At 66.3% G+C, this 15,013-nt stretch carries 8 protein-coding genes and 1 riboswitch; of the genes, 6 read left to right on the top strand and 2 right to left on the bottom strand.

Translation table 11 applies throughout. The features are described from left to right. Positions 1–26: 26 nt before the first annotated feature. The 4 genes from DYQ94_RS00435 to DYQ94_RS00420 all read left to right on the top strand — a co-directional run bounded on the left by DYQ94_RS00435 (position 27) and on the right by DYQ94_RS00420 (position 7,742). Positions 27–791: a phosphatase PAP2 family protein gene (locus DYQ94_RS00435; protein ID WP_126967015.1), complete on the top strand. Its 765-nt coding sequence runs from the start codon at positions 27–29 to the stop codon at positions 789–791. Next, on the top strand, positions 788–2,443 hold the full coding sequence (locus DYQ94_RS00430; RefSeq protein WP_126967016.1) for a phosphoethanolamine transferase: 1,656 nt from the start codon (positions 788–790) through the stop codon (positions 2,441–2,443). The genes DYQ94_RS00435 and DYQ94_RS00430 overlap by 4 nt, the downstream gene beginning before the upstream one ends. A gap of 1,215 nt (positions 2,444–3,658) precedes the next feature. Next, positions 3,659–5,677, top strand: coding sequence for a M2 family metallopeptidase (locus DYQ94_RS00425; protein WP_160955132.1), 2,019 nt, complete (start codon positions 3,659–3,661; stop codon positions 5,675–5,677). A gap of 130 nt (positions 5,678–5,807) precedes the next feature. After that, positions 5,808–7,742 carry an XVIPCD domain-containing protein gene (locus DYQ94_RS00420; RefSeq protein ID WP_160955131.1) on the top strand — a complete coding sequence of 645 codons (1,935 nt, stop codon included), beginning with the start codon at positions 5,808–5,810 and terminating at the stop codon, positions 7,740–7,742. A gap of 119 nt (positions 7,743–7,861) precedes the next feature. Here the strand turns inward: DYQ94_RS00420 and DYQ94_RS00415 are convergent, their stop codons facing one another. Then, positions 7,862–8,263, bottom strand: a complete 402-nt coding sequence (locus tag DYQ94_RS00415; RefSeq protein WP_016901679.1) for a hypothetical protein — start codon at positions 8,261–8,263, stop codon at positions 7,862–7,864. A gap of 16 nt (positions 8,264–8,279) precedes the next feature. Continuing rightward, positions 8,280–9,533 carry a multidrug effflux MFS transporter gene (locus tag DYQ94_RS00410; protein ID WP_024939474.1) on the bottom strand — a complete coding sequence of 418 codons (1,254 nt, stop codon included), beginning with the start codon at positions 9,531–9,533 and terminating at the stop codon, positions 8,280–8,282. A gap of 256 nt (positions 9,534–9,789) precedes the next feature. Then, positions 9,790–9,904, top strand: a riboswitch (glycine riboswitch). A gap of 98 nt (positions 9,905–10,002) precedes the next feature. Between DYQ94_RS00410 and gcvP the strand changes: the two genes are divergently transcribed. Then, positions 10,003–12,936: an aminomethyl-transferring glycine dehydrogenase gene (gene gcvP, locus DYQ94_RS00405; RefSeq protein WP_126967019.1), complete on the top strand. Its 2,934-nt coding sequence runs from the start codon at positions 10,003–10,005 to the stop codon at positions 12,934–12,936. Positions 12,937–13,360: 424 nt separating this feature from the next. Continuing rightward, a complete protein-coding gene (locus DYQ94_RS00400) occupies positions 13,361–15,010 on the top strand; it encodes a carboxylesterase/lipase family protein (RefSeq protein ID WP_126967020.1) in 1,650 nt (549 codons plus the stop codon). Positions 15,011–15,013 lie beyond the last annotated feature (3 nt).

The following is a 15,013-nucleotide window of genomic DNA, read 5'->3' as shown; positions in this document are numbered from 1 at the left end:
GGCATAGACCACCGGCCGATGCTTCGATGACCACGCTTCCCGTATACGCACCAGCCCTGGCGCGCACAGCCACCGTTGCGCAAACCCGCTTTCTCGTTCGGCATCTATGGCTGCCGCTGGCAGGCGTGCTCGTGCTCAGCGCGTTGTTGATGGGCGCCGGCGGCGACCAGTGGGTTGCCGATGCGCTGTATCGCCTGGAAGGTGGGCAGTGGCTGCTCAAGGACCACTGGTTCACCAGTGGCGTGATTCACCGTGTCGGCAAATGGTTGAGCACCGCCGGCGCTGTCAGCGTACTGGTGCTGGCGCTGATTGCCTGGTACCGGCCGCGCCTGCGTGTGCTGCGCTGGCCGCTGACGTATCTGGCTGCATCGATCGCACTGTCGACCTCGCTGGTGTCCTTGCTCAAGTCGTGGACGGCGATGGATTGCCCGTGGGATCTGAGCCGTTACGGCGGCACCCAGCAGATGATCGGGCTGTTCGAATCGCGCCACGGCATTGCTGCGTCCGGTTGTTTTCCTGCAGGCCACGCCAGCGCCGGTTATGCGTGGGTGGCGCTGTATTTCTGTGCGCTGGCACTACGTCCTGCGTGGCGTGTTCCTGCATTGTGGCTGGGCATCGCGGCAGGGTTGTTGTTCGGGATTGCGCAGCAATTACGCGGCGCGCATTTTCTGTCGCACGACCTGTGGTCGCTGGCGGTGTGTTGGGGAACTGCACTTGCACTGTACTGCGTGATGCTGGCTCGACCGCATCGCGCCAATGTTGTGGTGTTGCAATCGGGGGATGCAGCATGAGTACCTATCTACCGCAATCGCGTGGGTTCAAGCGCCTGCGCGCACTGAGCTGGACGACGCGACCGACGGTCTCGACCGAAACCTTGGTATTGTTGTCGAGTCTGTTCTTCGCACTGGTGTGCAACCAGCTGTTCTGGCACACGGCCATGGCCACGCATCCGGGCAGTCTCGGGTTTGCCATCTCGTTGATGGCCTTGCTGGTGGCCGTGCATGCGTTATTGCTGGGCCTGCTGGTGTGGCGCTGGAACGCCAAGCCGCTGTTGACGCTGCTGCTGTTCACCACCGCGCTGGCTGCGCACTACATGGACAGCTACAACGTCTACCTGGATGCGGACATGCTGCGCAATGTGCTGCATACCGACCACAAGGAATCGCGCGAACTGCTCACGCCCGACCTGATCCTGCCGCTGCTGTGCTACTTCCTGATTCCGGCCACGCTGTTGTGGCGCACGCGCCTGCAGGCACCCAGCATCGGCAGATCACTGGCAATCCGCGCCGGTTTCTTGCTGGTGGTGGCAGTGGTCGGCGCGGCCGGCGCGATGCTGTCGTCGCAGGACGTCTCGGCGTTGATGCGCAATCACCGCGAGGTACGTTACCTGGCCACGCCGATCAACTACATCGTGGCACTGCGGCAGAACCTCAAATCCGATTCGCCAATCAAGCATGCGCCCAAGCAACCGGTCGAACACGACGCCATGGCCACACCACGTGCACCCGGAAGCCGTCCGCGCCTGCTGCTGGTGGTGCTGGGCGAAACCGCACGTGCGCAGAACTGGGGCCTCAACGGCTATGCGCGCCAGACCACGCCCGAGCTGGCCCAGGCCGGGGTGATCAATTTCCCCGACATGCATTCCTGCGGCACCAGCACCGAGGTCTCGGTGCCGTGCATGTTTTCGCCGTTCGGTCGCCGCGATTACAACGAGGACACGATCCGCGGCCACCAGTCGCTGCTGCATGTGCTCGAACATGCCGGCATTTCCACGCTGTGGCGCGACAACCAGTCCGGCTGCAAGGGCGTCTGCGATGGCCTGGACATCCAGAAGCTGGACGATGCCACCACGCCAGGGCTGTGCGCCGATGGCCGCTGCATGGACGAGATCCTGCTGAGCGACCTGGCTGCGCAAGTCCGCGCAAAGCCCGGCGACCGCGTGGTGGTGCTGCACCAACTCGGCAGCCACGGGCCGAGTTACTTCGAGCGCTACCCGGCACAGTTCGAGCGCTTCAAGCCGGTGTGCAAGACCGCCGACCTGGGCAGTTGCAGCCGCCAGAACATCGTCAACGCCTACGACAATTCCATCACCTATACCGATCACTTCCTCAACCAGGCCATCCACACGCTGCGCGGGCTGCAGGACTACGACACCGCGATGATCTACCTCTCCGATCACGGCGAATCGCTGGGTGAAAAAGGCCTCTACCTGCATGGCGTGCCATACGCGATCGCGCCCAAGGAACAGACCCACGTGCCGATGGTGATGTGGTTCTCGCCGGAGTTCGCACGTGACCGCGGCCTGGACGAAACCTGCCTGCGCCACCGTGCCGGCCAGTACACCGATCAGGACGCGCTGTTTCCGTCGGTGCTCGGTCTGATGCAGGTCAAGACCAGCGCCTATGCGCGCGAGCGCGATCTGTTCGCGCAATGCACGGGATAAATGCAGCTGGATTTCTTCAAGCATGGCTTATCGAAGGCACGGTGCCCTAGCCGCTCGCGCGACACGCCGTGAATCTTCCCGTGGAGGCGCCCTGGCGGCATCCATGCCGGCAAGGACACCGCGCCAGTAAGTTGGTCGGATTCTTTTTTGAAGACTTGCTGCGCAACTTGCGATGGAAAGATTTTCGGACGCACGACACTCCGAACAACGCGCATCAGGCACTGCTCTTACCGTGCACACCGACTATCTCGACGGGCCCTTGCCCGCCCACCCTCGCGGGACCTTACGCGGCATCGATGCCGCGTAAGAGCCTACATGGACGTACTTGCGGCGTGTCCTGCGAGGGTGGGCGGGCAAGGGCCCTGCAACCCAGCCGCAGATCATCCGCTCTGTAGCCGATCTATCCGCGCTGTCCAGACCTTTGGAGCACGACACCCAAAACAACGCGTGACAAGCTGCTTGTCGCGCGTGTGTCGGACTTCGAGCATCTAACAACGCGCATTACGCACTGCTCTTACCGTGCACACAGACCATCTCGACTGGTCCTTGCCCGCCCACCCTCGCGGGACCTTACGCGGCATGGATGCCGCGTAAGAGCCTACATGGACGTACTTGCGGCGTGTCCTGCGAGGGTGGGCGGGCAAGGGCCCCGCAGCCAAGCGGCAGATCAACCGCTCTGCAGCTGATACATCAGCGTCGTCCAGTCCTTTGGAGCACGACACCAAAAGCAATCTCGTGAAAAGCTGCTTGTCGCGCGTGTGTCGGACGTCGAGTATCGAACAACGCGCATCACGCACTGCTCTTACCGTGCACACCGACCATCTCCACTGGTCCTTGCCCGCCTACCGTCGCGGGACCTTACGCGGCATGGATGCCGCGTAAGAGCCTACAAGGACGTACTTGCGGCGTGTCCTGCGAGGGTGGGCGGGCAAGGGCCCCGCAGCCAAGCGGCAGATCATCCGCTCTGCAACTGATCCGCCTACACCGCTCCATCAACCCAATGCCATCGGTCCCCCAGTCTTGAAGCAACTGGCAGTACATCGCGAGCAAACAGGTAACGGCCGTGCCCGCCTGCGGTGAGCACGCCAATGTGGCACTTGCTCTGACGAGCACAGATGGATTTGCAGCCCACCCAAGTCGCGTACACCGTGACAGCGCTTGCGGTGAACCTCGACGCGCTCTAGCCTGCGTCGGACTTCACCGCAAGGACCACCCGTGAATCCTCGTTTGTTGTGGCTGGCACTGGCCGTGGCAGCCGGCACCCTGTCGTTGTCGGCCTGCCGTCAGGACGCGGCAGCACCCGCCAAGCCCGCTGCCACCAAAACCGCGCCGGAGGAAAGCGCCGACCAGTTCGTCGCGCGCATCAGCGCCGAGTACAAGGCCGCTTACCCAGAACTCACCGCCGCGCAATGGTTGTCTTCGACCTACATCAACGGCGACTCGCAGCTGCTGGCCGCCAAGGCCAACGAACGCTCGCTGGCGCAACTGGACCGCTGGATCGAACAATCCAAGCAGTATGCAGGCACCCCGATGTCGGCCGACAGCGCGCGTGCATTGCAACTGCTGAAATTGATGAGCGCCCTGCCCGCACCACGCGACCCGGCCAAGCTGGCAGAGCTCACCCGGATCGCCGCCAAGATGGAAGGCGATTATGGTGCGGCCAGTTATTGCATGGGCGATGGCGAACAACGCCGCTGCCGCCAGCTTGGCGAGCTGGAACAGGTGCTGGCCAGCAGCCGTGATTACGCCGAACAGCTGGATGCCTGGCAGGGCTGGCATGGCACTGCAGTCCCGATGCACAAGGACTACCAGCGCTTTGTCGAGCTCGCCAACGAGGGCGCGCGCGGGCTGGGCTTTGCCGATGTCGGCGTGCTGTGGCGCAGCGGTTACGACATGCCGCCAGCGCAACTGGCCAGCGAGACCGACCGTCTCTGGGACCAGGTCAAGCCGCTATACGCACAACTGCAGTGCTATGCGCGCGGCAAGCTCGATACGCAGTACGGCAAGGACAAGGGCGAGCTCGCCGGCGGCATGTTGCCGGCGCATCTGATGGGCAATATGTGGCAGCAGGACTGGAGCAATCTGTGGGACCTGCTGCAGCCGTACCCGGGTGCCGGCGACCTGGACATCACCGCTGCGCTGGAAAAACAGTACCAGGGCAACCTGAGTGCGGTGCTGGCGCGCACCACCGGCACGGAGGGTGGCAGTGGCGCGCGCTTCCAGGCCGAGCGCGAAGCGCAGCTGCGCACCGCAAGACAGATGACCGAACGTGCGCAGGATTTCTACACCTCGCTCGGCATGCCCAAGCTTCCCGACACCTATTGGCAGCGTTCGCAGTTCATCAAACCGCTGGACCGCGACGTGGTCTGCCATGCCAGCGCATGGGACATGAACATGGGCGGCGAAGCGACGCAGAACATCGGTGCGGACGTGCGCACCAAGATGTGCATCAAGCCGACCGAAGAGGATTTCACCACCATCTATCACGAGCTTGGGCACATCTATTACGACCTGGCCTATAACCCGCTACCGCCACTGTTCCAGAACGGCGCCAACGACGGTTTCCACGAAGCGATCGGCGACACCATCGTGCTGGCGATGACGCCCAAGTATCTGCAGTCGATCGGCATGGTGGGCGAACAGCAAACCAGCCGCGAGGCGCTGCTCAATTCGCAGATGCGCATGGCGCTGAGCAAGATCGCCTTCCTGCCGTTCGGCCTGATGATCGATCGCTGGCGCTGGGGCGTGTTCGACGGCTCGATCCCCCCCGAGCGTTACAACCAGGCCTGGTGGGAACTGAAAGCCAGGTATCAGGGCGTGGCACCGGCGAGCCCGCGCGGCGAAGAGTTCTTCGATGCCGGCGCCAAGTACCATGTGCCCGGCAACACGCCGTACACCCGGTATTTTCTCGCGCACATCCTGCAGTTCCAGTTCTACAAGGGCCTGTGCGAAGCCGCCGGCCATCAAGGCCCGTTGTACGAGTGCAGTTTCTACGGCAACAAGGACGCCGGGCAGAAGTTCTGGTCGATGCTGCAACGGGGTTCCAGCCAACCCTGGCAGACCACGCTGAAGGAACTCACCGGCAACGACCGCCTGGATGCCGGCCCGATGCTGGAATATTTCGCGCCGATGAACGAGTGGCTGAAGCAGCAGAACCAGGGGAAATTGTGCGGCTGGCAGGCGAACGCACCCGCGGCCGCCAGCACTACGCCTGTGCCTGCCGCACCGCACTGACGCACGCGTTTCCTGCGGCAGGCGACGGCCCTCACCCTGGCCGCCGCATAACGTTGATTTGATAAACGCACAAAACGCCGGCGATATACTGCGCGCCCGCTGCACCGGCGCAGCATGCAGGATGCATCCAGTGAACAACACCTCCACCGGCCCGGACCCGCGCGACGCGGACCGCAACAAGCAGTTCATCGACGACGCAAACGACCGCGCATTCGACCCGATCTACAGCAGCAAGAGCAGCGACTACGCGCTGGAAGTGGGCGGCAGCAACATCGAGCTCAGCCCCGAAGATCAGACGGTCAAGTATTCCCATACCAGCGAGCAGAGCAGCGGCAGTCCGACGCAGCCACTGGGCGAGAACAGCCTGCGCAGCAGCCGCTCGCTCGGCCTGGGCAAGCTCAGCGACGCCGAAGCCAAGACCACCACCTTCAACCTCGAGGCCGACGCCAACACCGGCCAGCAGCAACGCCTGCAGACCAAGCTCGGCGACAGCAAGCTGAGCATCGAGACCAGCACCAGTGCCGGGCAGCGCATGCGTTACGCACTGACGCTGCCCGGTGCAGACCAGCCTGCAGAAGCGGCCACCCGCGTCAATCCGCTGCAGCCGGAGAGCCTGCCGATCGGCGCGCGCGCGGTGATGGACACGCAGACCTACACCCAGCGCGACGCCTCGGCGAGCCTGCAACACCTCACCATGCAAAGCGAGATCACCGAAGCCAGCGGCCGCAGCTACCTGATCGAGCGCGTGGACGAGCGCCACGTGCGTGTGGTGACCGGGCCCAATGCAGCCATCGAGGCAGTGAACGCCGTTGGCGTCAAGGTGGGACCGGCGCAGGCCCTGCTCGGGCGCGCCGACGCCCTGGGCCAGTCGCGTGTGGAGAGCGCGCAATTCGACCTGGCCGATCCGCGTGCGCGCGCAGCCATGGGCGACTTTGTGCGCGAGGGCAAGATGGCACCGGGCGTGCCCGGCGTCGATGAGCTACAGACGGTGGAGCGGATCAGTTTCAGCTCGCAGCAGCGTCTGCAGCTGGAATTGGGCCCGCTCAGCGCCGATGTGGCCGGCAACCGGAATCAGGGCAGCCAGGTGCGCATCAGCACACCGGGCCAGGACGGCTACACCGTGGTGCAGCAGCTGCAATACGGCGGCAACGTGCCGCTGACGATCGTGCGCCAGTACGACGGCAACGACACCGAACGCGTGCAGGAACGCAGCTACCGCTTCGAGATCGATGGTGATGTCGCCGCGCCGGGGCTGCTGCAACGCCTGGGCGGGCGCAACGAGGCCAGCGAGGAAAAGGCGATTGCACAGAATCTCAACAGCGCGCTGAGCGGCGACATGGCGGGCACCGGTGCGATTGCGCCAGGGCAGAAGACCACGCTGGCCTTCAGCGAGGCGCAGATGCAGGCGCTGATGCAGCAGACCCAGGCCAGCGTCGAAGCCGGCAGGATCGGCGGCAGCTCGCTGACGGCGCTGGTCGGCGACCGCAACGCCGCACCGCAGTCACCCGAACGCTTCGCGATCGCGATGGCCCGCAATGTGGGCGGCGAGCCGTATCCGTTCGTCGAGCGGCTGCAGCGCATCGCCGACGGCGCCGATGGGGCATACGACGGCCGGTTGCAGCGCATCGATGCCGAGGCGCTTCCGCGCCAGGCGGCTGCGGAAACCGCGGCGGCGGATCCGCGCAATCCGGCCAGTCCGGACCATGCGCTGCTGACCCAATGCACCGCAGCGGTGGAGCAGCTGGAAGCCGCGCGCGGCCGCGTACCCGATGCGGACAGTGAGCGCCTGGCAGCCGGCGCGCTGGTGGCCGCACGCGAGCACGGGCTGCAGCGCGTCGACCACGTGGTGCTCGGCCGCGACCCGGCACAGGGCTTCGTGGTCCAGGGAGCGCTGGATTCGCCGGCGCACCTGCGCGGACCCTTCGATGCCCAGGCCGCGCAGCAGACGCCGGTGGACCACAGCCTGCAGCGCGCGCAGGCAGTGGGCGCCGAGCAGGATCGCAACGCCGCCGCGCAGGAACAGGCGCAGCAGCAGGACGTCCAGCGACAGGCTCCGGCGCGCTGATCCAGCGCGCCGGCTGATCCACAGCCAAGCGCTGGCGCAGGTCAGCACCGAACACGGCCCGCTGACGCGGAATGGGCCGTGTTCGGAGCCGGCCTCGCCGACACCGCTGCGTTATGACCTCAGTTGGTGCGCGCGGGCACCAGCTTCTGCGCGAACTCGATCCGGAACGCCTCGAAATCCCTGCCGTCGGCGGCCGCCTCGGCATGCGCCGCGTCCTTGAGCGCATCCGAATAGGTCAGCCGTACCGGCGTGCCCTGGCGCTCGTGCAGCTCGGCCGCGCGCATGATCAGGGCCAGCACCTGGGCGGCGCTGGTGCTTTCGCCGGCAATGCGGCCGTCCATGCCCAGCACCCATTCGCCGTCGCGGCGGACGATGCCGGCCAGTAGCGTGCGTTGCTGGTCGCGCAGTTCGGCATGCGGCTCGATCGGCGAGACCGGCGCGGGATTGGCGGCGGCCTGGTTGCGCTGGCGCTCGGCGGCGCGCTTGCGGGCATCGCGGCGCAGCTTGGAATCGGTGGACATGCAGGCTCCTGTGAGGTCAGAGATGGTCCGCCGGCTCCAGAGGCACTGCCTCCTCGGCCTGGCGGCGGCGCAGACGGCGGCCGCTGCGGCGTTCCCAGCGCCAGAATAGCCAGCCCAGCAGGAAAAAACCGGTCATGCCGATCGCCAGATGGCGCGGGTGTTCACTCAGCAGCGGCGACAGCACCCCGGCCACCAGCGTATTGGTCATCAGCTGGGTGAAGGCCTGCAGCGAGGAGGCCAGGCCGCGCTGATGCGGGTACATGTCCAGCACCGCCAGCGCCAGGATCGGGAAGATCAGCGCCATGCCCACGCCGGCCAGGAAGATCGGCAGCACCGCCCAGGGCAGCGCGATCTGCGCCGCCGTCATGGTGTAGCCCAGGTTCGCCAGCGCCGCCACGCCGCAGCAGATGAAGCCGATGCGGATCTGCCGCACCGGGTCCATGCTGCCGGCCATGCGCCCGGACAGGAACGAGCCCAGCGTCATGCCGCCGATGGTGGGAATGAACAGCCAGGCGAAGTCGCCCTCGCCCAGGTGCAGGTGGCGCATGATCAGGACCGGCGCCGAGGCGATGTACAAAAAGATGCCGGCGAAGTTGAACGCACCGGCCGCCGCCAGCCGCTGAAAACGCGGGTTGAAGCCGATCCGCACGTAGTCGTGCATCAGGCGGCGCAGCTGCAGCGGCGTGCGCGCCTCCGGCGGGTGGGTCTCCGGCAGCCAGGTCAGCGTGGCCACCAGCAGCACCAGCCCGAACGCCACCAGGAACCAGAAGATCAGCGGCCAGCCGGCACCGCTGAGCAGGATCCAGCCGCCGATGATCGGCGCGATCGCCGGGGCGATGCCGAAGATCATCGACACCTGGCTCATCAGCCGTTGCGCGTCCGCCCCCTGGAACAGGTCGCGGATCACCGCCCGCCCGACGATCATGCCTACCCCGGCCGACAGCCCCTGCAGTGCGCGGAACGCCAGCAGGGTGGGCAGGTCCTGAGACAGCGCGCAGCCCACCGAGCCGGCGATGAACAGCACCAGCCCGCCCAGGATCACCCGCTTGCGGCCCCAGGCATCGGACAGCGGGCCGTGCGCGATGCTCATCAGCCCGTAGGCGAGCAGATAGACGCTGATGGTCTGCTGGATCGCCACCTCGTCCACCGCCAGGCTGCGGCTGAGCCGCGAGAACGCCGGGAAGATGGTGTCGATGGAAAACGGGCCGAACATCGCCAACCCGGCGAGCAGCAGCGCCATGCGACGGGTGGAAGGCGTGGTGGGGGTCATGCAGGGATCCGAAACGTGGTGCATCGGGGGGACGCACGCCGGCGCCGCCCTGGGGGCGGCGTCGGGATGAGCACAAGGGCGTCGATGATAGGCGCTGGCCGTTGCAAGGTTAAGCAAACCCGAGCGCATGGCCTGCCGCGTGCGCTCCGGCGCGTGCGCACGCAGGCTATAATCGGCCGGCAACACGGTGGGAGAAGCGGCACTGCCGCTGCCGAAGGCGCAACAGCCCGTAATCGCTCAGGCCCGATACCATCCGCAGTACAACTCTGGAGAGACCGGCCGATGCCGGCGCCGAAGGGGCACGGAACGCAGGCAGGCCCAGCGCCATGCCGCGTTCTTAAACTCTCAGGCAAAAGGACAGAGGGGCGCGAGGAAGACTGTCGCTGCGACAGGAGGTGATGCGCTGCGCGCGTCACGCCGGTCCGGTGGCCGTCGACCATTCGTCTGCCCCCTGCCCCGGATGCCCGCCATGTCCCAGACCACGTCTTCCTTGCGCGACCTCGAACACCACAGTGCGTTCGTCGAACGCCATATCGGCCCCAACGACGCAGAAATCGCACAGATGCTGGAGGTGGTCGGCCACGCCTCGCTGGATGCGATGACCGATGCGATCGTGCCCGGCAACATCAAGTCGCCAGCGGCGCTGGCGCTGCCCGAGGCGATCACCGAAGAAGAGGCGCTGGCCAAGATCCGCGCCATCGCCAGCAAGAACCAGGTGCAGCGCAGCTTCATCGGCCAGGGCTATTACGGCACCCATACGCCCAAGGTGATCCTGCGCAACATCCTGGAAAACCCGGCCTGGTACACCGCCTACACGCCCTACCAGGCCGAGATTTCGCAGGGCCGCATGGAAGCGCTGATCAACTTCCAGACCCTGTGCACCGACCTCACCGGCATGCAGATCGCCAACGCCTCGCTGCTGGACGAGGCCACTGCCGCGGCCGAAGCGATGACGCTGGCCAAGCGCTCGGCCAAGTCGAAGTCGGACACCTTCTTTGTGCATGACGCGGTGCACCCGCAGACGCTGGAACTGCTGCGCACCCGCGCCGAGCCGCTGGGCATCGTGCTGCGCGTCGGCACGCCGGAAGAGGCCTTGCAGGCCGAGTGCTTCGGCGTGCTGCTGCAGTACCCGGACAGCTTCGGGCACATCGGCGATCACGCTGCGCTGGCCGATGCGGTGCACGCGCAAGGCGGCCTGGTCGCGGTGGCCACCGACCTGCTGGCGCTGACCCTGATCGCCGCACCCGGCGAATGGGGCGCCGATATCGTGGTCGGCAATTCGCAGCGCTTCGGCGTGCCGTTCGGCTTCGGCGGCCCGCACGCCGCGTTCATGGCCTGTCGCGATGCCTACAAGCGCTCGATGCCGGGCCGCCTGATCGGCGTGTCGATCGATGCCGCCGGCAACCCGGCCTACCGCCTCACCCTGCAGACGCGCGAGCAACATATCCGCCGCGAGAAGGCCACCTCCAACATCTGCACCGCGCAGGTGCTGCTGGCCGTGATGGCCTCGATGTACGCGGTCTACCACGGCCCCGAGGGCCTGACCCGCATCGCGCGGCGCACGCATCGCCTTGCCGCGATCCTGGCCGCCGCCCTGCGCGGCGCCGGTGTCACCGTGGGCGAGCAGTTCTTCGACACCCTGCACGTCAAGGCGATCGATGCCGAGGCCATCCACGCCAAGGCCCGCGCCGCCGGCATCAACCTGCGCGCGATCGACAGCGAAGCGGTCGGCATCAGCCTGGATGAAACCAGCACGCGCGCCGATGTGGTCGCGCTGGCCGCGTTGTTCGGCGCGCAGGCGGATGTGGACGCACTCGATGCCGCCACCGCCGACGCATTGCCGCAGGGCCTGCTGCGCAGCAGCGCGTTCCTGACACACCCGGTGTTCAACACCCACCACAGCGAGCACGAACTGCTGCGCTACATGCGCTCGCTGGCCGACAAGGACCTGGCGATGGATCGCACCATGATCCCGCTGGGCAGCTGCACGATGAAGCTCAACGCCACCGCCGAGATGATCCCGGTGACCTGGCCCGAATTCGGCGCAATCCATCCGCTGGCCCCGGCCGAGCAATCGGCTGGCTATGCGCAGCTGATCGAGGAGCTGGAAGCGATGCTGGTCGAATGCACCGGCTACGACGCGGTGAGCCTGCAGCCCAACTCCGGCGCGCAGGGCGAGTACGCCGGCCTGCTGGCGATCCGTGCCTATCACCGCGCGCGCGGTGAAGCGCATCGCGACATCTGCCTGATTCCGGAATCCGCCCACGGCACCAACCCGGCGTCGGCGCAGATGTGCGGCATGACCGTGGTCGTGACCAAGTGCGATGCCAACGGCAATGTCGATGTCGACGACATCCGCGCCAAGGCGGAAAAGTACTCCGAGCGTCTGGCCGCGTTGATGATCACCTACCCGTCCACCCACGGCGTGTTCGAAGAGGACGTGGTGGCGATCTGCGAAGCGGTGCATGCGCATGGTGGCCAGGTTTACACCGACGGCGCCAACATGAATGCCCTGGTCGGCGTGGCCAAGCCCGGCAAGTGGGGCTCGGACGTGTCGCACCTGAACCTGCACAAGACCTTCTGCATTCCGCATGGCGGCGGCGGCCCGGGTGTGGGCCCGTGCGCGGTGAAGTCGCATCTGGCGCCATACCTGCCTCGTGCCGGCATCCATGCCGGCGAAGGTCAAACTGCCGCCATCCATGGCGGCGGACTCAACTCCGAAAGCGGGAGTGGACACTCCTCGCGCATTGGCGGCATGGTCAGCGCGGCGGCCTACGGCTCGGCCTCGATCCTGCCGATCAGCTGGATGTACGTGACCATGATGGGCAGCGGCGGCCTGCGCAAGGCGACCCAGGTGGCCCTGCTCAATGCCAACTACATCGCCAAGCGCTTGGCGCCGCACTACAAGACGCTGTACACCGGCCGCAACGGCCTGGTGGCGCACGAGTGCATCCTCGACATCCGCCCGCTGGAAAAGACCAGCGGCATCGGTGCCGAAGACATCGCCAAGCGCCTGATCGACTTCGGCTTCCACGCGCCGACGCTGAGCTTCCCGGTCGCCGGCACCTTGATGGTGGAGCCGACCGAAAGCGAATCGCAGCACGAACTGGACCGCTTCATCGACGCGATGATCCAGATCCGCGAAGAGATCCGCGCCATCGAAGACGGCCGCCTGGACCGCGACGACAACCCGCTCAAGCACGCCCCGCACACCGCCACCCAGGTGTCGGCCAGCGAGTGGACCCACGCCTACCCGCGCGAACTAGCCGCCTTCCCGCTGCCCAGCCTCAAGCAGCAGAAGTACTGGCCGCCGGTGGCGCGCGTGGACAACGTCTACGGCGACAAGAACGTGATGTGCGCCTGCATCCCGGTGGATGCGTACAAGGACGACGTGGAGGCGTAAGCGCCACCACCAGGTAAAAACGCGAAACCCAGCCGGTCACACGGCTGGGTTTTTTGTTGCCGTGCCGGGACGGGACGGCGCTGCCGCCAACACAGGTTTTGCGTTTGTCACAGCCAGGGCGATAGCCGGCTCTTCATGGGCAGCGATGAAAGATTGCCCTCCGGCGCGTGCTGCGCTCATCGCACCGCACTCGACCAGGCGACAGCGATGCCATCTGCCCCTCGCCGGCGGATGCATCAACACTCGTGCATGAGGACTGCGCGAGTAGATACACATACGTCGTAGGCAGCGATATCTGACCAATCCTCGGCGACACGTGTACCCGGCCATCTCATGCCGGAGCCCTACCAACCACACGTTTGCCTGCCCTACACGTGCGGTGGAGATGATGGCGGACGTCCTCACGCACACGGCAGACCTGCGCATGCTTCAGCTGAAACACTTCGGCATCCTCCTGCTGGTGGCCTGCACGCTGACCGCGTGCGCGCCCCGCCGCCCTGGCGAGGTGCCGGCGCTGGTGCACGCGGCCGATGCGCAGGCCGAGGTGGTGCAGACCGATGCCGGCGCAGTCCGCGGTGTTGCCGGCGCGCAGGGGCGGGTGTTCTTGGGCGTGCCGTTCGCCGCGCCGCCGGTGGGCGCATTGCGCTTTCGCGCGCCGCAGGCGGCGCCCGCCTGGAAGGGAGTCCGCGATGCCACCCAGGCCGGGCCGGCGTGCCTGCCGCGTTATCGCTTCGGGCAGAAGCAGGTGTCCGAGGATTGCCTCACCCTCAACGTCTATGCGCCACCCGGCCCTGCGCCGGCGCATCCGCGCGCAGTGATGGTGTGGATCTACGGTGGCGCGCTGGAGCTGGGCAGCAATGTCGACTACGACCTGAGTGCATTGGCGGCGCGGCAGAACGTCATCGTGGTGGCGCCCAATTACCGGCTGGGGGTGTTCGGTTTCTTCGCGCATCCGGCGCTGCGTGGCGAGGGCGAAGGCGCATATGCATTGCTCGATCAACAGGCTGCGTTGCGTTGGGTCAGGCGCAACATCGCCGCCTTCGGCGGCGATGCGCACAACGTCACCGTGTTCGGTGAATCGGCCGGTGCCTGGAGCATCTGCTATCAACTGGCCGCACCGGGCGCGGCCGGTCTGTTCCAACGCGCAATCCTGCAGAGCGGCAGTTGCCTGGCCAGCGATTCCAGCCTGCCGCGTGCCGAAGCCGAGCGCGGCGGTGTGCGCATGGCGCAGACGCTTGGCTGCGAGCGCTCAGGCGATGTTGCCGCGTGCCTGCGCGCATTGCCTGCCGACAGCGTGGCCGACGCAAAACCGCAGCGACGTGGCCTGACCGGCAGCGATGCGTGGGCGCCGATGTCCGGCGGCGAGGTGTTGCCGTTGCCGCCCGCCAAGGCGATCGCCAACCTGCAACATGCGCAGGTGCCGGTGCTGATCGGCACCAACCGCAACGAAGGGCGGCTGTTTGCGCAGTTGCTGTCCTACATCGGCAAGCTCAACCTGCGCAGCGGTTATGAGGCACGCCTCAAGCGCATGCATGCCGACCCTAGCGCGATCATGGCGCGCTACGCGGACGTTGCCGCGCAATCGCGCTGGGATGCATTTGCCGACATCGTCACCGATGGCGGATTCGCCTGCCCGACACGTAGGCTGGGCCAGGCCTTGCACACCCGCGCGCCGGTGTATGCGTACGAATTCGACAACCCGCAGGCGCCTTACGGCCTGTTGCGCCTGCCGTTCTCGCATCCGCTGGGCGCGTATCACGCGTCCGAACTGGTGTACCTGTTCCAGCGTCCGTGGGTACTCAGTGGCGAGCCGGCGTTCACGCCGGCGCAGCAGGCCTTCGCCAATACGCTGCAGGATTACTGGGGCGCGTTTGCGCGCACCGGCGATCCGAACGGGGCTGGCCGTCCGCAATGGCCGCGCTTCGATGGCGACGCTCCGTTGACGCTGTCGCCCGGCAGGATCGGCGCAACGCCCGACTTCGCGCAACGGCATCGCTGCACGTTCTGGGATGCACAGGCAACGCTGACACCACCGCACGCGACAGCAACGCCGGCACAGTCACACTCGCATTGATCG

The organism is Xanthomonas sp. LMG 8993, assembly GCF_009835065.2.
GTDB lineage: Bacteria > Pseudomonadota > Gammaproteobacteria > Xanthomonadales > Xanthomonadaceae > Xanthomonas > Xanthomonas arboricola.
Note: the sequence above shows the minus strand (reverse complement) of the source record. Positions and strands in the feature narration are given on the sequence as shown.